The organism is Caballeronia sp. TF1N1 (assembly GCF_022878925.1).
Classification (GTDB): domain Bacteria; phylum Pseudomonadota; class Gammaproteobacteria; order Burkholderiales; family Burkholderiaceae; genus Caballeronia.
In genome coordinates this window covers 2212054-2234880 of the sequence record NZ_CP084626.1, presented here as the reverse complement: position 1 = coordinate 2234880, position 22827 = coordinate 2212054, and the positions used below count along the sequence as shown (strand labels likewise).

General features: G+C 62.4%; 19 protein-coding genes and 2 pseudogenes. 11 read left to right on the top strand and 10 right to left on the bottom strand.

Features of this window, described 5'->3' with window-relative positions; genetic code table 11:
- Positions 1 to 111 precede the first annotated feature (111 nt).
- Positions 112 to 570: a hypothetical protein gene (locus tag LDZ28_RS10385; RefSeq protein ID WP_244826034.1), complete on the top strand. Its 459-nt coding sequence runs from the start codon at positions 112 to 114 to the stop codon at positions 568 to 570.
- A 7-nt stretch (positions 571 to 577) separates the two neighbouring features.
- On the opposite strand, the gene LDZ28_RS10380 is transcribed toward LDZ28_RS10385, so the two are convergent.
- Both LDZ28_RS10380 and LDZ28_RS10375 read right to left on the bottom strand, forming a co-directional pair.
- Complete coding sequence (locus LDZ28_RS10380) at positions 578 to 1780, bottom strand: glycosyltransferase (protein WP_244826033.1); 1203 nt, start codon at positions 1778 to 1780, stop codon at positions 578 to 580.
- A gap of 20 nt (positions 1781 to 1800) precedes the next feature.
- On the bottom strand, positions 1801 to 3279 hold the full coding sequence (locus LDZ28_RS10375; RefSeq protein ID WP_244826031.1) for a hypothetical protein: 1479 nt from the start codon (positions 3277 to 3279) through the stop codon (positions 1801 to 1803).
- 463 nt (positions 3280 to 3742) lie between these two features.
- On the opposite strand from LDZ28_RS10375, the gene LDZ28_RS10370 reads away from it, so the two are divergent.
- Positions 3743 to 4882, top strand: coding sequence for an acyltransferase (locus LDZ28_RS10370; protein WP_244826030.1), 1140 nt, complete (start codon positions 3743 to 3745; stop codon positions 4880 to 4882).
- 81 nt (positions 4883 to 4963) lie between these two features.
- On the opposite strand, the gene LDZ28_RS10365 is transcribed toward LDZ28_RS10370, so the two are convergent.
- Positions 4964 to 6145 carry a glycosyltransferase gene (locus LDZ28_RS10365; RefSeq protein ID WP_244826029.1) on the bottom strand — a complete coding sequence of 394 codons (1182 nt, stop codon included), beginning with the start codon at positions 6143 to 6145 and terminating at the stop codon, positions 4964 to 4966.
- Between the two features lie 397 nt (positions 6146 to 6542).
- Here LDZ28_RS10365 and LDZ28_RS10360 point away from each other — a divergent pair, with 397 nt between their 5' ends.
- Both LDZ28_RS10360 and LDZ28_RS10355 read left to right on the top strand, forming a co-directional pair.
- The gene (locus tag LDZ28_RS10360; protein WP_244826027.1) at positions 6543 to 7790 is read left to right on the top strand and encodes an oligosaccharide flippase family protein; all 1248 of its coding nucleotides are present in this window, start codon (positions 6543 to 6545) and stop codon (positions 7788 to 7790) included.
- Positions 7791 to 8873 carry a glycosyltransferase family 4 protein gene (locus tag LDZ28_RS10355; RefSeq protein ID WP_244826025.1) on the top strand — a complete coding sequence of 361 codons (1083 nt, stop codon included), beginning with the start codon at positions 7791 to 7793 and terminating at the stop codon, positions 8871 to 8873. It abuts the gene before it with no gap.
- A 166-nt stretch (positions 8874 to 9039) separates the two neighbouring features.
- On the opposite strand, the pseudogene LDZ28_RS10350 reads toward LDZ28_RS10355, so the two are convergent.
- Positions 9040 to 9123, bottom strand: a pseudogene (locus LDZ28_RS10350) (DegT/DnrJ/EryC1/StrS family aminotransferase); the annotation flags it as partial.
- Positions 9124 to 9410: 287 nt separating this feature from the next.
- On the opposite strand from LDZ28_RS10350, the gene LDZ28_RS10345 reads away from it, so the two are divergent.
- The 3 genes from LDZ28_RS10345 (at position 9411) to LDZ28_RS10335 (ending at position 11335) form a co-directional block, all read left to right on the top strand.
- Positions 9411 to 10232: an alpha/beta fold hydrolase gene (locus tag LDZ28_RS10345; protein ID WP_244826023.1), complete on the top strand. Its 822-nt coding sequence runs from the start codon at positions 9411 to 9413 to the stop codon at positions 10230 to 10232.
- Positions 10233 to 10403: 171 nt separating this feature from the next.
- Positions 10404 to 10871: an ImmA/IrrE family metallo-endopeptidase gene (locus tag LDZ28_RS10340; RefSeq protein ID WP_244826021.1), complete on the top strand. Its 468-nt coding sequence runs from the start codon at positions 10404 to 10406 to the stop codon at positions 10869 to 10871.
- Positions 10868 to 11335, top strand: coding sequence for a hypothetical protein (locus tag LDZ28_RS10335; protein WP_244826019.1), 468 nt, complete (start codon positions 10868 to 10870; stop codon positions 11333 to 11335). The genes LDZ28_RS10340 and LDZ28_RS10335 overlap by 4 nt, the downstream gene beginning before the upstream one ends.
- A 45-nt stretch (positions 11336 to 11380) precedes the next feature.
- Here the strand turns inward: LDZ28_RS10335 and LDZ28_RS10330 are convergent, their stop codons facing one another.
- The 5 genes from LDZ28_RS10330 to LDZ28_RS10310 all read right to left on the bottom strand — a co-directional run bounded on the left by LDZ28_RS10330 (position 11381) and on the right by LDZ28_RS10310 (position 16962).
- The gene (locus LDZ28_RS10330; protein WP_244826018.1) at positions 11381 to 12490 is read right to left on the bottom strand and encodes a glycosyltransferase; all 1110 of its coding nucleotides are present in this window, start codon (positions 12488 to 12490) and stop codon (positions 11381 to 11383) included.
- A gap of 45 nt (positions 12491 to 12535) precedes the next feature.
- Positions 12536 to 13606 carry a UDP-glucose 4-epimerase GalE gene (gene galE / locus LDZ28_RS10325; protein WP_244826017.1) on the bottom strand — a complete coding sequence of 357 codons (1071 nt, stop codon included), beginning with the start codon at positions 13604 to 13606 and terminating at the stop codon, positions 12536 to 12538.
- Between the two features lie 24 nt (positions 13607 to 13630).
- The gene (locus tag LDZ28_RS10320; RefSeq protein ID WP_244826016.1) at positions 13631 to 14770 is read right to left on the bottom strand and encodes a glycosyltransferase family 4 protein; all 1140 of its coding nucleotides are present in this window, start codon (positions 14768 to 14770) and stop codon (positions 13631 to 13633) included.
- Between the two features lie 123 nt (positions 14771 to 14893).
- Complete coding sequence (locus tag LDZ28_RS10315) at positions 14894 to 15703, bottom strand: glycosyltransferase (protein ID WP_244826015.1); 810 nt, start codon at positions 15701 to 15703, stop codon at positions 14894 to 14896.
- Positions 15700 to 16962, bottom strand: coding sequence for an oligosaccharide flippase family protein (locus LDZ28_RS10310; RefSeq protein ID WP_244826014.1), 1263 nt, complete (start codon positions 16960 to 16962; stop codon positions 15700 to 15702). Before LDZ28_RS10310 ends, LDZ28_RS10315 begins: the two co-directional genes overlap by 4 nt.
- A gap of 449 nt (positions 16963 to 17411) precedes the next feature.
- Between LDZ28_RS10310 and LDZ28_RS10305 the strand changes: the two genes are divergently transcribed.
- A complete protein-coding gene (locus LDZ28_RS10305) occupies positions 17412 to 18812 on the top strand; it encodes a phosphomannomutase/phosphoglucomutase (RefSeq protein WP_244826013.1) in 1401 nt (466 codons plus the stop codon).
- A 61-nt stretch (positions 18813 to 18873) separates the two neighbouring features.
- Here the strand turns inward: LDZ28_RS10305 and LDZ28_RS10300 are convergent.
- Positions 18874 to 19311: pseudogene (locus LDZ28_RS10300) on the bottom strand (DUF29 domain-containing protein).
- Positions 19312 to 19508: 197 nt separating this feature from the next.
- Here LDZ28_RS10300 and waaC point away from each other — a divergent pair.
- From waaC to waaA, 3 genes are all read left to right on the top strand, one after another.
- Positions 19509 to 20504, top strand: coding sequence for a lipopolysaccharide heptosyltransferase I (waaC, locus tag LDZ28_RS10295; RefSeq protein WP_244826011.1), 996 nt, complete (start codon positions 19509 to 19511; stop codon positions 20502 to 20504).
- A gap of 68 nt (positions 20505 to 20572) precedes the next feature.
- On the top strand, positions 20573 to 21457 hold the full coding sequence (locus tag LDZ28_RS10290) for a Kdo hydroxylase family protein (protein ID WP_244826009.1): 885 nt from the start codon (positions 20573 to 20575) through the stop codon (positions 21455 to 21457).
- 44 nt (positions 21458 to 21501) lie between these two features.
- A complete protein-coding gene (waaA, locus tag LDZ28_RS10285; RefSeq protein ID WP_244828099.1) occupies positions 21502 to 22824 on the top strand; it encodes a lipid IV(A) 3-deoxy-D-manno-octulosonic acid transferase in 1323 nt (440 codons plus the stop codon).
- The last annotated feature ends 3 nt before the right edge of the window (positions 22825 to 22827 follow it).

Genomic DNA, 22827 nt, shown 5'->3' with positions numbered 1-22827 from the left:
AAGCGCAAAACGCCGCCGGTCGTCGAGGACCGGCGGCGTTTCGTTTTGATGCGTGCGAGCGGGCATCGCTATAATCGCCGTCCACACCCGGCTTTTTTAGGTATATCGCTCGTGAAACTGCTTATCGCCCTGACACTTGCCCAGCTCTTGCTCGTAGCCTGCTCGTTCTCCGAAACCGAGGCGCAGAAGGCTGGCCGCTTCACGCGCACCGAGCAATCGCTCGAAGAGGCGCAGCGCAACGCGACCGTCGAATGCAACGACGCCGCGCAATGCGACGCGGCCTGGAAGCTGACGAAGACGTATGTGGAAAAAAGTTCGAAGGAACGTCTGTTGCGCGCGGACGATGTCGCGATCGACACCGACATGCCTTCAGGCTCAGGCAAGCCGGTCTATTCGGCGACGCGCACGGCGAAGGGCAGTGGCGCAACCATCGTGCTATATGCGCAATGCCGCGACATGTACGGCGAAGAGCGCACCGTGGGCTCGGACTACAACGGCTGCGCGGAAAAGATCATCGCCACGCAGAACGGCTTCGTCGATTACCTGAAGGCCAATCTGGTCGCGAAATAAGCACGTATCAACCGGCTTGCCGCTTCAAACGCAAGGCATCGGTCCTGCCGCCGCGCGGCCCCGCCGTTTCGCGCAGCACGCGGACGAGATCCTTCGACATGGCGTCGACATGAAAGCGTTGCATGAAGGTCTTGAACGCTTGCTCGCGCATGGCTTCGACCTTGGCGGTATCCATGCGCAGCCAGGTCGATAACGCATCGGCGGCGCCCTCGACGGTATCGGTCGTCACGATTCCCGCGCCGTCTTCCTTCACTTCGCGCCAGATGTTGACCTTGTCGGAGATCAGCACCGGCAAGCGCGAACCCAGCGCCTCCGCAACCGCAATGCCGAAGTTCTCCTGATGCGAAGGCAGCGCGAAGACATCGCTCGTGCGAAACGCGCCCCACTTCAAGTCACCACTTAGCATGCCGGTCCACGTCATGCGAGTCTCGATGCCAAGTTCCTTGGCGAGCGTACGCAGATTGGCGGCGAACTCGCCGTCGTCGGGACCGGCCATCACGAGATGCGCGTTCGTGTCGATATCGCGCACGTTGGCGAACGCCTTCAGCAGCAAGTCGCAGCCTTTTTTCTCGTGAATACGGCCGAGAAACAGAATGGTGCGCTTGCCCGCGAGTTGCGGAAACTTCGCCAGGAACGCTTCGCGCAACGCGGTGGAATCGGCGGGCGGCGGACGCGTGCCGAACGCGACCACTTCCTCATTCGCGCGATACAGTTTGAACGACTCGCGTGCAAGCAGTCGCTCTTCCTGCGTCGTGAACAGCACGCGGCGCGCATCGCGCAGGACGCGATATTCGGCCCACGGCCAATAGAGGCTTTTCTTCAGATGCTTGAGCGGATACGTGCGCTTGAACCACGGATCGAGCATGCCGTGCTGAAACACGTAATAGGGCACGCTGCTGTCGCGCAGAGCCTTCCACGTGCCGTAGCCGTGATACTGCCAGAGACCGTTGACGATCACGGCATCGAAGCGCGTTGCGTGTTCCTTGAGCCACGGCACGAGCTTCGGCGTGAGTCCGTAGAAGCCGCGCGCCGGCCCCAACGCATGAAGACGCAGGGGAAAACTCGCGAGCCACGGTGCATCGGGTGCGTCGAGTGAGACCACTTCGATCTCATGGCCCATCGTCTGCATGCTGATGCCGCTTTGCAGCACGCCTTCGATGGGACCGCCCGCGCGTGGATCGACAGTGGAAAGCAGATGCAGAATCTTCATGGCGTATGAACTGGCTCGTGTCAGGCGGACGGCGCGAAGGTGCTCGCGCCCGGCGGCGACTCGCGCCGGCCGTCGTCATGATGACCATGCGTGAGGCCCGGTGCGTGCGATGCGTGCGTCGGCAAGGCATCGGGCGTGGGCTCGAAAAACGGCTGCATGTCGGGATGCACGGGACCGAAGGGACTTCTGAACGATGGCCGCGGCGCCGCGGTCTCAGCCGCACGCGTGCGCAATGCATGAGCGATGCGCGCATAGGCGGCGACCAGCAGACCGAGCGCGACGCCGAACACGATGCCCGAGAAACGGTTGCCGAGTGGATTGCCGCCCACCGACGTCGCGGGCAGCGAGGCGACCACGAGCAACGCGCGTCCGAGCACCGGCAGATACATCACATCCGGCGCGCGATGCTTCCACGCGCGATACGCCATGGAGCCGCGATAGAGCGCCCACAGCAACGCGATCGGCAACGCAATACCAAACATGATGCCGCCCGCGAAGAACTGATAGACCCAGAAGTTGTGGCCGGCCGCCCATTCCTTGATCGCGTAGAAATCCTTCTTGGTCATCTGACCGGCGAGGTCCGGCAGATACGTCGGCGAATAGCGATAGTCGTGACCGTAACCGAGACCGACCGCGACGGAGAGCGGCGAGGCCATCGTCTGATCGTATTGATCCTTCATCTCGGCAAGACGCGTGATGGTGGTCGGATCGCGGCCGGACTCCGTGTCTTTCGAGAACGACATGCGCTGCGCCCAGTGCTCGGCAACACTCGGGAAGAACGCGGCAGACGCGGCCACCATCGCGCCGAGAAGCGCCGCGATCATGACCGCGCGCAAGCCGGCCGTGAAGAGATGGCGGATGGACGGCGCGGCAAGCCAGGTCGCATAAATGAACAGAAGGATGGTGCCGACGAGCAGACTGCGCGTCACGCTGAGCAGTTCGATCACGACGGTGCCGAGAAACAGCAGCGCGGTGAACTTGGTGACGCGCCGCGCAATGACGAACTCATGCAGCAACAGTCCTTGCAAGCAGAGGAACGTCACGGAGACGATGCGAAAGCGCACGCTGTCGAGGCCGCCGCCGGTTGCCATGCCGTAGGCGAAGCTGAAGACGAGCGAGGCGATCATCGACCAGTACATTGCGCGTTCGATCTGTTCGAGACGCTGAGAGTCCCACGGACGGCATGCGACGAAATAGCCGAGCAGCATCAGGAGGAACGGCAGAATCACGCGCATGTAGTTGCCGGAGTCGTTGCCCTGCAACACCTGCGTGGCGATACTGCCGACCATGGTGAGCATGAAGAGCGACGTGATGACCGTGCGCAGCCGCGAGCGATAAGCAAAGCGCGGTCCGATCAGCATAAGCGCGATGGCGGCGCCGATGGAAGGCACGGTGAGCAGAATCTGGATGGCCTTGCTGGCTGTCTCGGCGGCCTTGAAGTCGAAAGCGAGCGGCAGCAGGAAGAGCCAGATCCAGACGACGGCGAACTTGTTGCGCATGGCGTTCTCTTTAGATCGCAAAGCTCTTCGAGCTTCATATCCTCGCGGCGTCTGCCGCTGCATACCCGGAAAGCCTGAGTCGCGTTTCGTTTCGTGATGCTGTTGATGGATGCGACGGTTCCGGGAGCCCCGTATTTGTGGGTCGAATATATCAGCGGGTTTTCGAGCATGCCGTCGCGGCGGCGTTTTGCGACTAGCGTTAGGCGCGAAACGACGGACGCCCATGTGCGCCGCACCACGCTCGCCGTGAGCGCTTAAAGACATTGTTGCCGAGCGCGCATACGAGATTCGCCGATGTCGGCTAACTGCGCGATTCTGGCGGATCGCAACGATAGTCTGGACCGATTATTGGACAGCCGCGATGCTCGTTCTTCGTGCACGAGCGTGCGTGCGCGCGCCGTCGACGGGACAGTCAAATGCGGCGTCAACTACAACAGAAAGACCTTCGCAGAAGGGGGAAGACATGAGCCTGTTCGGCGTGCCGCGCATTCAGGGAGCGAGTCGCTCGATCGAGCTCGACTTCATCCGGGGTCTCGCGATCATCGCGGTGATGGGATATCACTTCCATTCGTATCCCACGGGTAGCGCGTTTATCGCGGCGATCGAGTATCCGCTCAAGAGCTTCGGGCACGAAGGCGTGAATTTGTTCTTCACGCTGAGCGGCTATCTCGTCGGCGGATTGCTGCTCAGGCAATACGCGCAAGAGGAACGTATCGATGCGGGGCGCTTCATCGTGCGTCGGATCTTCAAGATCTGGCCTGCTTATTACGCGCTGATTCTGTTTCATGTGGTGGCGGGACGGCATCCGACCGATACCTTCCTCGTGCAGAATCTCACGCACATGCAGAACTTCTTTGGTTCGTCGATTGCACAGACCTGGAGTCTTGCCGTCGAAGAGCATTTCTATCTGTTCCTGCCGTTGCTTCTGATCGTGCTGGCGCGGTGGCGTGCGGATTTCAAGACGATTCTTGCCGTACTGGGATCGATCTGCGTGGTGGTGTTGGTTGCACGAAGTATCGCGGTTTATAACGGGCATCTCGAGGAGACCTTCTTCTATACGCAGTACCGCATCGACAGCTTGCTGTTCGGCGTGATGCTCGCGACCGTTCGTTGGCTCAAGCCGAATATCTATCGTTCGATTGCGGCGCAAAAGCGCTTGCTGATCGCGATGGTCGTCGGCGTCGTGTTGTGGCTCGTCTTCGGAACGCGCAACGTGGCGCTCGATCAGAGCATCGGCTATACGATCCAGGCGATCGGATTCTGCGCGCTCATCGTGCTGACGCTCGAATATTCGAAGTCGACCAGGCAGAGCGTGATTTATCGCGTGATCGGATGGATCGGGGTGTATTCGTACGGCATCTATCTTTGGCATTCGCTGGCGCTGGCTCCGGGCGACATGCTCATTCGCCGGGCCGCGGCGCTGCATGTGCCGGCCATTCCCGCTTGGTTCGCGATCATGGGCGCGCAGTTCGCTATTGCCATCGTCGTAGGATACGTGACCACGCGCGCTGTCGAGTTTCCGTTCTTGAAGATTCGGGACGCGCTCTTTCCGGCGAAGCGGAAGGCGGAGGTGCCGGTTTCGGCGGTTGAGCCGCAGGCTTGATTGGCTTACGGGAGCAAGAAAAAAGAAGCCGCCTTTCGTGAGGAAAGGCGGCTTCTCTCGTTGATGCACCGCAAAACGCCATCAAACCGCCTGCCGCAACGTCTCCTTGAATTGCAGAAGCGTATTGCGCTCCAGCAGATGCCCCGATGCGAACGGCGCCACGCGTCGTGCGAGCACATCGTCGAGCGCCTGATTGATCGCAGCGGGCGAAAGCTCGTCGACCACAGGCCCAAGCTCCCCCGTGCGGCAGAACCATCCGATCAAGCCATCCGCCGTGGCAATCACCGGCTTGCCGAAGCGGAACGCCTGCACGAGCACACCGCTCATGCCGTAGTGCCCTTTGTATCCGAGCCAGACGGCATCGCAGGCCGAGAAGAGATCCAGCTCCATCTCGGCGGGAATGAAGCGGTCGAACACCACGGGCACGGGCGCCTTCAACTTTGCGATTGCCGTTGCGAGCCGAGCGCGCACGTCTTCGTCCTGAGCGCCGGCAATGACGAGCGTCGGCGACTGCGCACTCGGGCGTTGCGCGAGCGCTTCGATCAGTTCGAAAAGGCCCTTGCGTTCGTTGATCGCACCGTAGACGAGCACATGCAGGCCATCGGACAAGCCGAGGCGCTGGCGAGCCGCTGAAGGCTCGGCGGCGCGTGCGTCGGGGAACGGATCGGCGAGATATTCGATCGAGGTCGTGTCGCGCACGGCGGATACGTCGCGCTTCCACCAGTCCGGCAAGGTCGGGTCGATGGTCAGCAGCGTCTTCATGCCGCCCACGCGAATGGCGCGCGCAAAGAGTCTTCCCTTCACCGCATTCACGAGCGGCCGGCGCGGCGCGCGCACACCCACGAGATGATGATGAAAATTCGAACGCATCGTGATGCCGACCCACGGCGTTTTTCCGAACGGCGAGCGCAGGAACGGCAAAGCGAGCAGGAAGTAATCGACGTAAGGGACCACGACGAGCGCGATGGAACGCCCACGGCTCGCGGTATCGAAGAAATGCTTGAAGTCCTGATGCGCGCGCACGTAGCTGACCGAGTGCAGGCCGCGCCCATGACGCACGGGCGGCGCGACCATCATGACTTCGAGCGCATCGCCGCCTTGCTCCTGAATCTTCTTCACGAGCGGATGCGCCGCGTTGCCCGGCTCGGTCACGATGATGCAGCGATACCCCGCTTCCATGTAAGCGTTCGCGGCCCATTCGGCATAACGCCAGCGATGCCCGCTGAAATTGGGCTCGATGATGAGGACTTGATCTTTCGCCATTGATTTCACCGTTGCATCCGGCAGATGTGAACGCACATTGAGCGCGAGATGGCTCGCGCCACGCCATAACGCCGACGAAACCGACGTTAGCATCGCCACTGCGTACGCAACGGCCAAATTTCAGCGTTTTTCCGCGTACGCCCTGTGTGCGGGGACACGCTTTGAAATTCGTCAACCCGCATTGACACCCATTTCGGGCCGATTTCGACTACGCGTTGTCGTCCGCCGCAACCGCTGCCACGATACTTTTGGCACAGTCGCCTGAAGAAGAAGCGGCGTCACGCGCGCACCCGTCGTCCGGAATGGGAGCGTTGCGCGACGCGCAAGGTGGTCGAGCGCGCCAGGCCTCAAGCGCGAACGCCACGCCAACGAAATAACAGCAGCGCGGGGAATTCGAGTGAGATCTGTCCGGCTACCTTTCATACCGGCGCGCGGGCGTTTCCAGCAGGACGCCGCATTCTGGGTGCTTCTGCAGCAAGTGGTCGTGCGCGGCTTCGTCGCCGTCAAGTTTCTCGCCATCGGCCGGATTCTCGGACCCGAGGCAATCGGCGCGGTCAGCATCGCGCTGCTCGCGGTGGCTATCGCCGAATCCTTGTCCGATACCGGGCTCGCGCAAGCCGTCGTGCAAGGCCGCGATGCGCCCACGCACAACGAACTCGGCGCGGTGTGGTCCACGCTCGCGATGCGCGGCGTGCTCATCGGTCTCTTGCTCGCGGTGCTCGCGCCGTTCATGAGCAGCCAGTTTCATATGAGCGGCTCGATCGGGTTGATCCTGCTTGCAGCCGTGTTGCCGATCGTGCGCGGCGTGGCATCGCCCGCGTATTTCATCGTGACGCGGCAGCGCGGCTTCCAGAAGCTCGCGGGCGTCGAGTGTTCCGCGAGTTTCACGGATTGCGCCGTCGGCCTCATCTGCGCGCTCTCGGGCGCGGGCGCCTACTCGGTGCTGATCGGCCTCGTCGCCGGCGAGATACTCAAGACCACGCTCACCTGGAGCAGCATGTCGCCGCGTCCGCCGCTGCGTTTCTCGGTTGCGGGCATCTCGCATTACGTGGGTTTCAGCCGCTGGATCTGGGCGGGCAGCGTGGTCAATCTGCTGCTCAATCAGTTCGACAAGGTGGTCGTCGCCAAGCTGCTCGGGCCGATGCAACTGGGCGCGTATCAGATGTCGTCGAAGCTCGCGCAGATGCTCCTCGCCGATGCCGCCATCGCCATGTCGCAGTATCTGTTTCCGACATTCTCCGAGCATCACCGGCGCGATACGCAAGGCGCGCGCAAGCTCTTCACGCGTTATCTGCTGATCGCGGGCGTCGGGCTCACGGTGCTCGTGATCGTGCTGCGTTTGGCCGCCGAGCCGCTCTTCAATCTCGTGCTCGGACCGGCATGGCTTTCGGCCGTGCCGCTCTTCCGTATTTTCGTGATCAACATGGCGATCGGCGCGATCATCGCGGTGCTGGTGTCGTGGCTGCGCGCGGTCGGCATGCCCAAGGTGGCGACGCACGCGTCGATCGTGCAGGCCATCGTGCTGTGCGTGACCGTGCCCATCGCGACGCACCTGTGGGGCGTGACGGGTATCGCCTGGGCCATGACGCTCGGTCTCGGCGCCGCGGCGTCATGGATGCTGTTTCGTATCGTCAGGGAGGCTTGAATGCGCATAGTTCACCTCGTACTTGCACCGCGTCTGTCCGGCGCCGAAGTGCTCGCGAAAGATCTGGCGATTCATCAGCAGAAGGGCGGCGAGTCGGTGGCGGTGGCCTCACTCGTGCCGGCGCACGACGATTTCACGGCGCTCAAGGCGGAGCTCGTCGCGAATGGCGTGGAGTGTCTGTTCCCGGAGCGCATGTACGGGCGCTTCGGCAAGCTGTGGAATCTGTATCGCACGATCAAGGACGCGCGCGCCGACGTGCTCTTCGCGCACGCGACCATTCCCGCGTTCTACGCGCGCATGCTGCCGCTCAACGTGCCGATCGTCTATGTGATGCACTCGGCCACCAACGACTTCGAGAGCGAAGCCTTCAGGCGCGTCGAGCGTTTGTTGTCGCGGCGGGCGCGCGCGGTGATCGCGGTGTCGCCGACCAATATCGACGATTATGTGGACGCGGTGGGCCGTCATCCTTCGATGACGCTGATTCCGAATGGCGTCGACATGGCGCGCTTCGGCAAGCGCCCGGCCGGCAGCGTGACGAAGGAAGCGCAGATCGTGCAGATCGGCCGCTATACGTCGGTGAAGAACCAGCTTTCCACGGTGCATGCGTTTCAGCGCGTCGTCGAGAAAGTGCCGTCCGCGCGGCTCTTGTTGTGCGGCGTGATCGAAGATCCGGCGTATCACGCGGCGGTCGGCGATCTCATCGCCAAGCTCGGATTGTCGGATCGCGTGAGTCTGCAAGGTCCGCGTTCGGATGTCGCGGAACTGCTGTTCTCGTCGAACGTGTTCGCCATGCCGTCGCGTTCGGAAGGGCATAGCATCGCGTTTCTGGAGGCGCTCGCGTCCGGCGTGCCGGTGGTGGCGAGCACCATTCGGCCGTTCAGCTTCGCGGCGGATTTTCCGGGCGTGCATCTCTGCGATCCCGACGATATCGACGCTTATGCGGACGCGCTCGTGCGCGCGCTGACCGAGCCTCGCTCGCATCGTCCGCTTGGTGGGCTCACGCTCGCCGATACCGCCGCGCGATATCTCGCGGTGGCGCGTCAGGTCACGCAGGCGCTGCCGCGTGGTGCCGCGCCGGCTTGAGGTTTCATGTTGATGGCTTGACGCGGCGGGCGTTCGTCGAGCATTGCGCCGGCGTGGTGTTCGACCTGGCGCCGCCGAGGTTTTTTCACATCTGCTGCGTGCAAGCGGCCATTGCGCCGCTGTACTTCCCTCCCGAATCCGGAAGACGCGACCGCTTGCCGTTTCAGCTCGAACCGAACGCCTGCGCCGCGTCTTCGATCACGCGCGGCTTGTGGGCGCGCGCGATCGCGGAAAGCCGGTTCATATCCACTCCCGTCGATTCAACACTGGCGCACTCATAATTTTTCGCGTATCAATTGAGGGCTTGCGCCACGGTCGCTGTCCGGACCGCCATCGCCTCGATCCCTTCCAGGCTTCGGCAAGCACGCGCTTCGGATGCGGCGCTTTGCCGTTCGCATCACGTCCGCCGGTCACACAATCGCTTCACACTTCACTGCAGACATCGCGCGCGTGCGTGATAGGCATCGCCATTGGCGCAGGCTGCAGCGCGGAAACCGCGCTTCTCCCAATTGTTGGATTTTCGAGGAGTTCCATACGATGAGCACGATCAAGACGAAAGACGGCACCTCCATCTATTACAAGGACTGGGGCAGCGGCAAGCCGGTGGTGTTCTCGCACGGCTGGCCGCTCGACGCCGATGCCTGGGACGCTCAAATGCTCTTCCTCGCGGGCAAGGGATACCGCGTGATCGCGCACGACCGTCGCGGACACGGTCGTTCGGATCAACCGTCGGAAGGCAACGACATGGACACCTATGCCGACGATCTCGCCGCGCTGCTCGACACGCTCGATATCACGGGCGCCACGCTCGTCGGCCACTCGACGGGAGGCGGCGAGGTCGCGCATTACATCGGCCGGCATGGCACGAAGCGCGTGGCCAAGGCCGTGCTGATCGGCGCGGTGCCGCCGCTCATGCTCAAGACCGAGGCAAATCCGGACGGCTTGCCGATCGACGTTTTCGACGGCATACGCCAGGGTGTGGCTGCGGATCGCTCGCAGTTCTATCAGGATCTGACGATGCCGTTCTACGGCTACAACCGCGAAGGCGCGAAGATTTCGCAGGGCGTGCGCGACCTGTTCTGGCTGCAGGGCATGCGCGGCGGCATCAAGGGGCATTACGAGTGCATCAAGCAGTTCTCGGAAGTGGACTACACGGCCGACCTCGAAAAGTTCGACGTGCCCACGCTCTTTCTGCATGGCGACGACGACCAGATCGTGCCCATCGGCGCGGCGGCGGAGAAGGCGTCGAAGATCGTGAAGAATGCGACGTTGAAGGTGTATCCGGGCGGCGCGCACGGCATGTGCACGGTCGAGGCGGATAAGGTGAACGCGGACTTGCTGGCTTTCATCGAGAGTTAAACAGGCTTTGCGTGACTCGTTCTTGCGGGCGAGTCACGCGTTACGCGTTGGCCATTCGGATGAGGTGCGCAGGATAGATGTATCGTGGATGATAGACTCCGAACGACAGAATCGCGAAGGATGACGAAGTAATTGACGCGAGGGTTATTTTGTTGATGGAGGGCAGGAATTATGCCGATAAGAACGGCGGAGTATCTGTATTCGAAGTACTGGGATGGTCGGTTGCCGGTCGATCCGGAGGCCATCGCGCGGGCGGCAGGCGTAACGGTCAACTTCGATCCTGATATGGGCGAGGTTTTCGGGCGCTTCGAGAGAGTGGACGGCAAACCGCATATCTACATCAATTCGCGCGAGGGGAAACGGCGGCAGCGATTTTCAATTGCGCATGAACTTGGGCACTTCGCTCTCAGACATGGCAATTCCTTCGTCGATACGGCGAAGCAGTTCGTGGAAGTGCCGCGAAGATTGGTCGAGTTACAAGCCAATACTTTCGCGCTGGAGCTGCTCATCCCGGGTTTTGCGGTCGACATTCTTATCGAAAAAAGGAATATCACGAGCATAAAAAAATTGAGCGAACAGTTTCATGTCGGCCAAGGCGCAATGACGATCAAGTTGGGGCAAATGGGATGGGTTTCATGAACGCAGAAGCTGGGTCGGCGAAAGTGCGAGACGAACGGGTCTATCTGGATACCGACGCTGAGGAGCTATCAGTGACAACGATAGTGCATCCGTATTTACTGAGAGAGCAGGTTGCCGACCGACGGCAATATCGAAGGTTCAGGCATTACACATTCATCGGTATGGCCGGATTGATCGCAGTTCTTCTCGTCATGCTAGCCGCGTGGATTATCACGTTCGGCTGGCGCATTTTCGGTTCTTCAGCCCGAAACTATTCATCGCATGTCGAGTTGTTGCTGGCGCCGCTTGTGGTGCTGGCTTCATTGGTCGCCGTGTCCATGCTGCCCATCGTCCGCCTGGTATTCCGGCAACTCGGAGACAAAGACGACAACAAGAACAGCATCACCATCTGGCAAACGGTCATCAGCGAAATCGGCGATGCTCTAAAGGAGTATCTGGGTCGCAGCCCCAAATCCCCCGCCTGAAACCAAACCGCCCGTATAAGACACGGGCGGTTTAGAAAACATGATTCATTTGCGCACCACGTGCGGCCGTCGAAACACCATCCATCGCGGAACCTTGAATCGCACGATGCTGATGTACAGCCACACGTAAGTCGCCGCAAACACCATCACGAAACAGAACAAATGCAGCGTGTGCCGCCAGAACAACGTCGCGGGAATCACCGCAATCAGGCATAGCAGCCAGAGATAGGGCGAAGTCAGCGAATTGCGTCGCGTGAGTTCACGCGCATTCTGCACGCCGACCGCCCAGCGCATCAGCCGCTTGTAAACCAGCATATGCAGATGCACGCCATCCGGAATGCCCGGCGACATGCCGCGAATGAACTTCTTGCGGTAGATCGAGAAACACGTCTCGAAGATCGGGTACATGAAAAGCAGCACGGGATACCATGCGGAGACATCGCGGTTGCGCATCACGAGCAGGATGGACAGTTCGCCGAGCATGAAACCGACGAAGTACGCGCCGCCATCGCCGAGAAAGATCAGTCCCGCCGGAAAATTCCAGATGAAGAAGCCCATCACCGCGCCCATCATGATGAGCGAGCCCGACAGCACGACCGGATCGTGCACCTGAAACGCCACGTAGGCGAGCGAGGCGAACATCATGAACGTGACCATCGAAGCGAGGCCGTTGAAGCCGTCGATGATATTCACCGCGTTGGCGAGCGCCGCGACCGCGATCACCGTGACCGCGCAGGAAATGACCGCGTAGGAAAGCAGAAAGTCGAGCGGCGGCACGCTGATGCGCGTCACCGCGATATTCAGAACCGCATACGCGAGCCCGGCCGCCGCCATGGTGCAGACAAGCCGGATGAGCGGCGTCACGCGCTTGGTCATGTCTTCGATCAGGCCGGAGAGAAACGCCGGCATGCCGCACGCGATGATGCCGAGTATCCCGCCCGAAACGAGCGGGTAACTCCATCGCAATTGCACGGCCGATACCGTCAGTCCGCACAAAATGCCGACGCCGCCGATGCGTGGCACCGGTCGCGCATGAAACTTCTGCACGCCGGCAAGATCGGTGTCGCCGAGCACGCCTTCATGCAGGTGCGCGAACCGCACGATCAACAACGTCACCAGCAGCGACACCAGAAAAGCAAGCGCGAAACTAAGCATGAAATAGGACCGGTTGATACGAGTGAAGCAAGGCGCCGCGACGCCTCAGGCAAAGCCTCGCGGATTTTGCGACTGCCAGCGCCAGTGATCCGCGCACATGCGCTCGATGCCATGTTCCGCGCGCCAGCCGATCAGCGCGAGCGCCGCGGCCGGGTCGGCGTAGCAAGCGGCGACATCGCCCGGACGGCGCGGCACGAGTTCGTAAGGCACGGGCTTGCCCGACGCCGTTTCGAATGCCTTGACCACATCCAGCACGCTATAGCCTTGTCCCGTGCCGAGATTGACGACGAAACTTCGGTCGAGCGACTTCAGCGCATCGATTGCGGCAATATGCCCGCGCGCCAGATCGACCACGTGAATGTAATCGCGCACGCCGGTGCCGTCGGGCGTCTCGTAGTCGCTGCCGAACACGCGCAGGCGTTCCAGCTTGCCGACCGCCACTTGCGCCACGTAAGGCATCAGATTGTTCGGCACGCCCGCCGGATCTTCGCCGATGAGCCCGCTTTCATGCGCGCCGACCGGGTTGAAATAGCGCAGCGTCGCGATACGCCATGACGGATCGGACACTTCGAGATCGCGCAAAATTTGCTCGGCGATGAGCTTCGATTGCCCGTACGGATTGGTCGCGGAGAGCGGAAAACTCTCGTCGATCGGCACGCTCTGCGGCACGCCGTACACCGTTGCCGACGAACTGAACACGAAGTTGCGCACGTTGCGCTCGCGCATCACGTTGAGCACGGCAAGCAGGCTGCCGATGTTGTTGCTGTAGTACTCGATCGGCTTCGCAACCGATTCGCCCACCGCCTTCAACGCGGCGAAGTGGATCGCGCCGGTGATCTCGTGCGCATCGAAAATTCGGCGAAGCGCGGCTTCATCGCGCGCGTCTTCCTGATAAAACGCCACCGGCTTGCCCGCAATGCGCTCCACGCGCTTGAGCGACTCCGCGCGGCTGTTGACGAGATTGTCGATGACCACCACGCCGTAGCCCGCGCCGAGCAGTTCGACGCAGGTATGCGAGCCGATGAAGCCCGCGCCGCCTGTCACCAGAATCGTGCCTCGCGAGGTGGTTTGTGCCGTGTCCTGCGCCGCGTTCTCATGCGCCCCGTTGCCATTCATCGTGTGCTCCCCAGAAATCGAAATTCAGAGTGAAATGCCGGTTATGGCGTGTATTGTGCCCTTGTATCGTTCGACGACATTTTTTTCGTCGAATTCGCGGGTGACTTTCTCGCGGCCGCGTTGCGCCATTGCTTCGCGCTCGCTACGTGGCAGCGTCAGCATGCTTTCGAGTTGCGCGGTGAGGCTATCCGCGCTCTTGACTTCGCAAAGCAGGCCGTTTTCGCCGTGCGCGACCACTTCGCGGCAGCCGGGCACGTCGGTCGCGACGATCGGACGGCCCATCGCGGAGGCTTCCATCAAGGTGCGCGGCACGCCTTCGCGATACGAAGGCAGCACGACGCAATCCGCCGCCGCGACGAGCGGCCGAACGTCGTTCGCTTCGCCCAGATATTCGACGATATTCTCACGCTCCCACGCTTCTACGTCCGTGCGGCCGATCGCGCTGGGATTATCGACGCCAACGGGCCCCAGCAACTGGAAACGCGCATGCGGATAGCGGCGCTTGAGCCGTCGCGCCGCTTCCACGTATTCGGCCACGCCCTTGTCCCACAAGAGCCGCCCGATCAGGATGAACACGAAGTCTTCGCGTTCGGGCAACGGCTCGAAGGCGAACTCGTCGAGATCGACGCCTTCGCCATGCAGACGGCGCGCGCGATCCGGGTGCACAAGCAGTTTTTCATCGTTGAAGGCGGCGAGATCGTCCTGATTCAGAAACCAGATTTCGCGCGGAAAACGGAACGCAAAGCGATAAAGCCGCTTGGCGATCTGCGCCGTGCGGCTTTTCTGGATGAACACGTAGCCGAGTCCCGTCGTCACCGCAATCGACGGCACGCGCGCCAGCATGGCCGCAAGCGAGCCGTAGATATTCGGCTTGATCGTGTAGTGGAAAACGAGATGCGGACGCGTCGCGCGATATTCGCGATACAGCGCGACGAGCGTCTTCAGGTCCTGACGCGGGTCCGTGCCTTTGGACGCCACCGGCAATTCGACGCAGCGGCAGCCCATTGCCTCCAGCGGCTCGAACGTGCGGTCGCGCGGCGCGATGATCGTCACTTCGGCTCCGTTGTCCGTCAGCATGCGCAGCACGCCGCGCCGGTAGGTATAAATGGCCCATGCCGTGTTGCACACGAGGGCGATGCGAAGGCGCTGCGGTGGTTTCGTCATCCGGAAGTCGTTTTTTTACGGTTCGCCGTGCAAGGCGGAACACGCCGCGCGCTTGCGCTTGTGCACGGCCAACCGTGGCGCAAAATCAATCGAAAGCAATTCGACAATAAGTTCAGGGTGCAACTATCTCGTGGGCGTGGAAGGCCGCAGCAGTTTCGCCTTCAACGCCTTGAGCGCGCGATACGGCAGCAGCAGATGCGCAATGCTCTTGCCGATGCCCGCCCAGTCGAACACGTTGCCCGCCCGCAAGTAACGCCATTGCAGGCGCAGCGTTGACAGCGTCTGCGTGCGGCGTTTCGTGGCGCTGATGCCGTTCTCGTTCAACTCGTAGTAAAGACCGAACGCCGGCAGATTCGCGCCGTCGTAGCGTGCAAGCAGACGCAGCAGCAGATCCAGATCTTCCGCCGCGCGATAGTCCGCGCGATAGTTGCCGACCTCGCGCACCGCCTCGACACGCAGCATCAGCGAGGGATGCGCGAAGCACGAGCGCGCGAGCATCATGCGGCGGATCGTGTCCGGTTCGGTCGGCGGCGTGAGATCGAAGAGCGGCGCGCCGCCGATGGCTACCACGTGCGTCCACATGCCGAGAGCGGCTACACGCGGATGCGCCTCGAGATACGCACGCTGCATCGCGAGCCGCCCGGGCGTCGCGAGATCGCCGCTGTCGATACGCGCCGCGTAGCGCAAACCGCGCGCGGCAAGCGCTTCGATGCCGGCCTGCAACGCGCGCTCGATCCCGCCGTTTTCCGGCAGTCGCAGAATCGCGATCCGCATGCCGTCGATGACCGGCGCGACGATGGGCGGCGTGCTGCCGTCATCGACGATCAGCACTTGCACGGGCGACGTTTCATCGAACGAGGCGAGCGTGCGTTCCAGGTCGGCCTGACCGTTGTACGCGGGAATGAGGACGGCGACATTGGAGAGAGCGTTCATGCTGACAGGCGCAAGCGTATGTAATAGAAATTCACCGACGCCGCCGCCAGATAACCCGCAGCCAGTCCGATCAACGCGCCGTAGCCTTCGAAGCGCGGAATGGCGAACGCATTCACCGCGAACGCGACACCGAGCGCGAGCAGCCATTTCGCGAGCAGCACGTACTTCGCCTGATATTTCAGGACCACGAGATTGCCGATCGCCTCGATGCCCGCCGGCACCGAAAGCCACACCGCCCAGCGGAAAATTTCCGTGGCGCCCGCATAGTTCGGCCCGAAGACTCGCGTGATGATGAAGCCCGCGAGGGCGTCGAGCACGGCGGCACCGGCGACCATCAAAACGGCGGTCAGCGCGAAGAGGCGCCACAGATTGCGCTTCAGTTGCGCGGTGTCCGTCACGCGATAAACGAACGCCGGCGCGATGGTCTGCGCCAGCATCAGCGCAAGCGCGATCCAGTTTTCGTTCAATTGCTGCGCGGCGGAATAAAGCCCGAGTTCCGCGAACGATACGCGATGCGCGAGCATCAGCCGGTCGAGTTTCAGGAACAGATACATGCAGATGAGGCCGATCCAGAACACCGTACCCGCGCTCGCGAAGTGCCTGAAGAGCGCGCGGTCGAAGTGCCAGCCGAGCCTGCCGCCGTGCCGCCGCATGTAATACACGAGAAGCACGCCGCCTATTGCCGCCGCTTCCAGCGCCCAGAGCCAGCCGAAACTCGCCGCGCTCATCGCCATGCGCACGAAGGCATAGACGAGCGCCGCCTTGACGATGGCCGTGAACATGCTCGCGATCAATTGCGGCTTGCTGTAGGTGATGCTCTGCAGCCACGCGTTGATCACGCCGATGAACGGCTCGCGAAACAACATGGTGAGCGCAAGACCGGCGAGCATGGCGCCCACGAGCGGGTCGGTGAAGCCCGCCGCGATCCATGTCCAGGTCACGACGAGCGCAATCGCCGAGACCGCGATGCGCAGCACGAAGGCGCTGCCGAGCACGACGCCCGTGCGCGCGGGCGGTTCCTTCACGATGGTCGGCACCAGGATTTCCGCGCCGCAGACCCACGTGATCGGCGCGATGACGAGCAAGAGCGTATTCGCGTACTGCCATTTGCCGAACGCGTCCGGGCCGAGATAGCGCGCGAGCAGCCCCGAAATGACGATGGCGACCGCAATTTGCGTCAGCCTTTCGAGCCCGAGCCAGACGATGTTGGCAAGCGCCCGCGCGACGTCCGGATTGCCCGAGCGCGTCAACGCCTTCATGCCGCGCGTACCGAGGTGTGGTCGGGCATGCCGTGTGCTAGCAAAACCTGACGGTCCGACGCTTTAGCGATTTTCGCCAGCTTCGTGACAAACGTTCGCCGCAACGGAAAATAGTTTTGTGTGGTGGCGCGCGAAGGCGCCTCATTCCCGGGCATCGAGGCGAAAGAGCGATTAGGCATTGGATTAGAATGAGCGCGCGAGGCTTTACCGCGACGCGCAGCATGAAAACGTGGAAAGCGCTGAAAGACAGCGATTATAAGTGCGAACCGAAGCTCGATCCTCGAAGCCGCGGTCGCGATGCGCAAGCACACTTGCAGGCAGAATTCGAACCGTCATCTGGCATGCGCTTGCATGCCGGCGCGTTTTACATCGATCACGTTTCGACCTGCACGCCCTCATGGCTGCATCGCCGAGAATCCATCAATCAAACGAGAAGAGGTAGCCATCTTATGACCCAGGTATCCCAATCCATTTTCAAGGCCTACGACATCCGCGGCATCGTCGGCAAGACGGTCGACAAGGACGTGGCGAAGAATATCGGCCAGGCGTTCGGCAGCGAGATCCGCAAGCAGGGCGGCGATTCCGTCGTCGTTGCGCGCGATGGCCGTCTGTCCGGCCCGGAACTCGTCGGCGCGCTCGCGGACGGCCTGCGCGCGGCGGGCGTCGATGTCATCGATATCGGCATGGTGCCGACGCCCGTCGGCTACTTCGCCGCGAGCGTGCCGCTGCCCTTGCCCGAGGGCGAGCGGCGCGTGGATTCGTGCATCGTCGTGACGGGCAGCCACAATCCGCCCGACTACAACGGCTTCAAGATGGTGCTGCGCGGCGCGGCCATCTACGGCGAGCAGATTCAGAGCCTGTATCAGCGGATCGTCAACGACGACTTCGAAACGGGCGAAGGCAGCTACACCGAGTTCGACGTCCAGCAGATCTATCTCGACCGAATCCTGTCCGATGTGAAGCCGGTGCGCGGCATGAAGATCGTCATCGATGCAGGCAACGGCGTCGCGGGCGGTCTTGCGCCACGTCTGTTCAAGGCGCTCGGTTGCGAGCTGGTCGAACTCTTTACGGACATCGACGGCAACTTCCCGAACCATCACCCGGACCCGGCGCATGCCGAGAATCTGCAGGACGTCATGAAGGCGCTAAAGGAAACGGATGCCGAGATCGGCTTCGCATTCGATGGCGACGGCGACCGTCTCGGCGTGGTGACGAAGGACGGCCAGATGATCTATCCGGATCGCCAGCTGATGTTGTTTGCGCAGGAAGTGCTGTCGCGCAACAAGGGCGGCCAGATCATTTATGACGTGAAGTGCACGCGCAATCTCGCAAAATGGGTGCGCGAGCAGGGCGGCGAGCCGGTCATGTGGAAGACGGGCCACTCGCTCGTGAAGGCGAAGCTGCGCGAAACCGGCGCGCCGCTTGCGGGCGAAATGAGCGGTCACGTGTTCTTCAAGGACCGCTGGTACGGCTTCGACGATGGCCTTTACACGGGCGCGCGACTCCTCGAAATCCTTTCGCGCGTGGACGACCCGAGCAAGCTGCTCAACGACCTGCCGAACTCGCTGTCGACGCCTGAACTGCAGATCAAGCTGGAAGAAGGCGAAAACTTCGAACTGATCGGACGCTTGCAGAAGTCGGCGAAGTTCGAAGGCGCGGACGATGTGCTGACCATCGACGGATTGCGTGTCGAATATCCGGATGGTTTCGGTCTCGCGCGTTCGTCGAACACGACGCCGGTCGTGGTGATGCGTTTCGAGGCGGACACCGAAGAGGCGTTGAAGCGCATTCAGGAAGATTTCCGCCGCGTGATCCTGGCGGAGAAGCCGGACGCGAAGCTGCCGTTCTGATTTGGACGGAGTGGGTCTAGATGGTTGGGAAGCGGCGCGGTTGGGCAAACCGCGCCGTTTTTCATTGGGGATAAAACTCTGCCGAAATAATTTGCTCGGTCGACCAGGGCAGTTCTTCCGGGAACGCATCTAGTCCTTGTTCTTAGGCGGCTTTCGAAACGGCATCGGCCCACGTTCCGGTGAGCCAGCCCGAGTCGCGCAACGAAGTGTTCAGACTCGGCGTCTTTTGCAGCGCGACGCCGACGCCGACGGCGCGGCGCTGTTCCTTGATCGTACGCTGCCAACTCGAGCCACGACGTCCCGGTTGGTATTGCCACTTGAGGAGATGCGCAAGCAGCACGGCCATACGGCTGGAAAGCTCGCCTTGTTCGCTCTTGCCGACGTCCTCGATTTCCTCCGCGATAGGTTCCACATCGATGGCCGAGAACTTACCAGCCCGTAGCAGCTCGGCTTGTTCCCGCGCCCACGCCACCACGTCCTGTTCGTAACGCGTTCCCATCGCAACTTCCTTTGCGATCGGATATCCGGTACGGCTTGCCCGGTGATCGTCGTGTTACCGGCTTTTTTGCACCCTTAAATCGCTTCAGGAGACAGCGAGCGCCGCCGCGCGCACAACCCGCGCTAAAATCCCGTTTCCCCATCTCCAATTCACCGCGAGAATCGCCCGAACGCGAATCCGCGCCTGTCCCAATCAGCGTGCAAAAGATCCTGATCGTTCGCGTGTCGTCGCTTGGCGACGTCGTTCACAACATGCCGGTTGTCGCCGACATTCGCCGCCGTTATCCCGATGCGCGGATCGACTGGCTCGTCGAGGAAAGTTTCGCGAGTCTCGTCGAACTCGTCGATGGCGTGCATCGCGCGATCCCGTTTTCGCTGCGGCGCTGGCGCAAGAGTTTCGCGTCGCCCGCGAACTGGCGCGAGATCGGCAGGTTCAAGCGCCAGCTCGCCGCCGAGAAATACGATCTCGTGATCGACTGTCAAGGGCTCATCAAGACCGCGTGGGTCGCGAGCTGGGCGCGCGGGCCGCTCGTCGGCCTGGCGAATCGCACGGAAGGCGCGGGCTTCGAATGGCCCGTGCGCTTTTTCTACGACCGCCGCGTGCCGATCGAGCCGCGCACGCATGTGGTCGAACGCACGCGCCAGCTCGTGGCCGCCGCGCTCGATCTGCCGCGCCCGCAGCCCACCGACGATATCGACTTCGGCATCGATACGCGCCGTGCAACGCTCGCCATTTCCGAGCTCGGGCTGAATCTGCCGGTGCCTTATGTCGTGTTCGTGCACGCCACCTCGCGCGCCGACAAACAATGGCCCGAAGCCGCGTGGATCGAGCTCGGACAGGCGCTCGTCACGCGCGGTGCATCGATCGTGCTGCCGTGGGGCAACGAAGCCGAACGCGCGACGAGCGAGAAACTCGCGAAGGAATTCGGCGCGGCTGCCATCGTGCCGCCGAAACTCTCGCTGCCCGCGGTCGTCGGGCTGATCGATGGCGCGGCCGCGACCGTTGGCGTCGATACCGGGCTGGTTCATATCGCGGCGGCGCTGAAGCGTCCGACCGTCGAGTTGTACAATTTCTCGACCGCCTGGCGCACCGGCGGCTACTGGTCGCCGAAGGTCGTCAATCTTGGCGACGCGAGCCGGCATCCCACGTTGTCCGAAGTCAAGGCAGCGCTCGCGGGCTTCGGTCTCTTGTAGCGTGCCGTGATAGCGTGCCCGTCGCGCATTACGTTTCCAGGCGCCAAGCAACTCAAGGTCGAAGGCACATGACGGAATCTCAAATCATCGAAGTCGCTTCGTGCGATTGGCACGGCAAAAATCTTTCCGTACCGCGCGAAACGCTGCTCGCCGGCGTCGAAAACGGCAAGGTCCTCTATTTTCCCAATCTGCGCTTCGAGATTGCGGGCGGCGAACAGGCGCTGCTCGACCCGCGCATAGCAGACCCGAAGCGCAAGAACATCAGCCTCGCGCCCAACGGCGGCGCGCTTGCTGGCGTGCTCGGCGACAACGTGATGCAGTCGGCGGTGCGCTCGCTCATCGCGCGCTATCAGACGAACGCGCGCTCCCTGGTGGATGGCCTCTTCCCCGAATACGACGGCAAGTTGCGCGTCGCGCCAACCAGCTTGCGGCTGCATCAGGTGGAAACGCGCGAGACATCCTGGCGCAAGGACGACAGCCGTCTTCACGTCGATGCCTTTCCGTCGCGGCCGAATTACGGCGAACGCATTCTGCGCGTCTTCACCAACGTGAACCCGCAAGGCGCGCCGCGTGTGTGGCGCGTGGGCGAGCCGTTCGAGGACATGGCGAAGCGCTTCCTGCCGAACATCAAGGCGCAGACGCCGGGCGCGGCGTGGCTCATGAAGCTGCTGCACATCACGAAGTCGAAGCGCAGCGAATACGACCACCTGATGCTGCATCTGCACGACGCGATGAAAGCCGATCTCGATTATCAAAAGGTTTCGCCGCAAGTGACGATGCCGTTTCCGCCCGGCTCGGTATGGGTCTGTTTCTCCGACCAGACGTCGCACGCGGTGATGTCCGGCCAGTTCATGATGGAGCAGACGTTCTTTCTGCCCGTCAAGTCGATGGCGCGGCCTGAGCGCGCGCCGCTCGGCATTCTCGAACGTCTCAAGGGCAGGGCGCTCGTTTGAACGGCGCAGCTATCGGAGCCGGCGCGCCGCCTGCCTCGGCGGTGCTGATGAGGCTCGTGTATCGCGCGGCGTGGTGGCTCGTCGCGCCGCTTGCCGTGCTGCGTCTATTGATTCGTTCACGCAAGGAGCGCGGTTATCGCGAGCATATTGCCGAGCGCTTCGGTCGCGGTCCCGCGCGCCGCGCCGACGATCTCACGCCGCTCGTCTGGGTGCATGCGGTGTCCGTGGGCGAGACGCGCGCGGCGCAACCGCTCATCGAAGCGTTGCTCAAGACGCATCCCGAAGCGCGGCTGCTCATTACGCACATGACGCCAAGCGGCCGCGCGACCGGCGAGCAGCTTTATGGCGATCGCGTCATGCGCGCTTATCTTCCCTACGACTCGCCGCGTTTCGTGCGGCGTTTTCTGCGTGCTTGGCGGCCGTCGCTCGGCATCGTGATGGAGACGGAAGTGTGGCCGACGCTCATCGACGAATGCAAGCACGCGGACGTGCCGCTCGTGCTGACGAACGCGCGCATGTCGGAGCGTTCGTTCAAGCGCGCGGCGCGTTTCGGGCGCGCGGTGCGCGAAGTGTTCGGCGGCTTTTCTCGCGTGCTGGCGCAGACGCCTTCGGATGCCGAGCGGCTCATCGCGCTTGGCGCGCGCAATGTCGCGGTGCTCGGCAACCTGAAGTTCGACATGAGCGCGCCGCCTGAACTCGTCGCACGCGGACAGGCCTGGCGCGCAGCCATCGGCAATCGGCCGGTGTGGGTGGCGGCAAGCACGCGCGAAGGCGAGGAAACTTTGGTGCTGCGCGCGTTCGCCGCGCTGAACGTGCCCGATGCGTTGCTGATTCTCGTGCCGCGCCATCCGCAACGGTTCGATGAAGTATCGGCGATGATCGCGGCCGCCGGCATGAAGAGCGCGCGCCGTTCGGTGTGGGCGCCGAAGGCCGTGGCGGCGGGATCGGGCGCGGACGTGCCGGAGCCGTTGCCATCGAATGTGCAGGTTCTGCTCGGCGATTCCATGGGCGAACTCGGCGCGTACTACGCGGCGTCGGATCTGGCGTTTATCGGCGGGAGTTTGTTGCCGCTTGGCGGGCAGAATCTGATCGAGGCGTGCGCGGCGGGCGTGCCGGTGCTGATCGGACCGCATACCTTCAACTTCACGCAGGCGACCAACGATGCCATCGCGGCGGGCGCGGCGTTGCGCGTGCAAGACCCGCAGGAACTCGCGCGCGGCCTGCGCGAGTTGTTCACCGACAAGCCGCAGCGTCTCGCGATGAGCGCGGCGGCCGCGGCGTTCGCGGCGCGGCATCGCGGGGCGACGGAGCGCACGGTCTCTATTCTGGGTGCGTTGCTGGACGAGGAGAGTGACGCGGAGCGTTAAGCC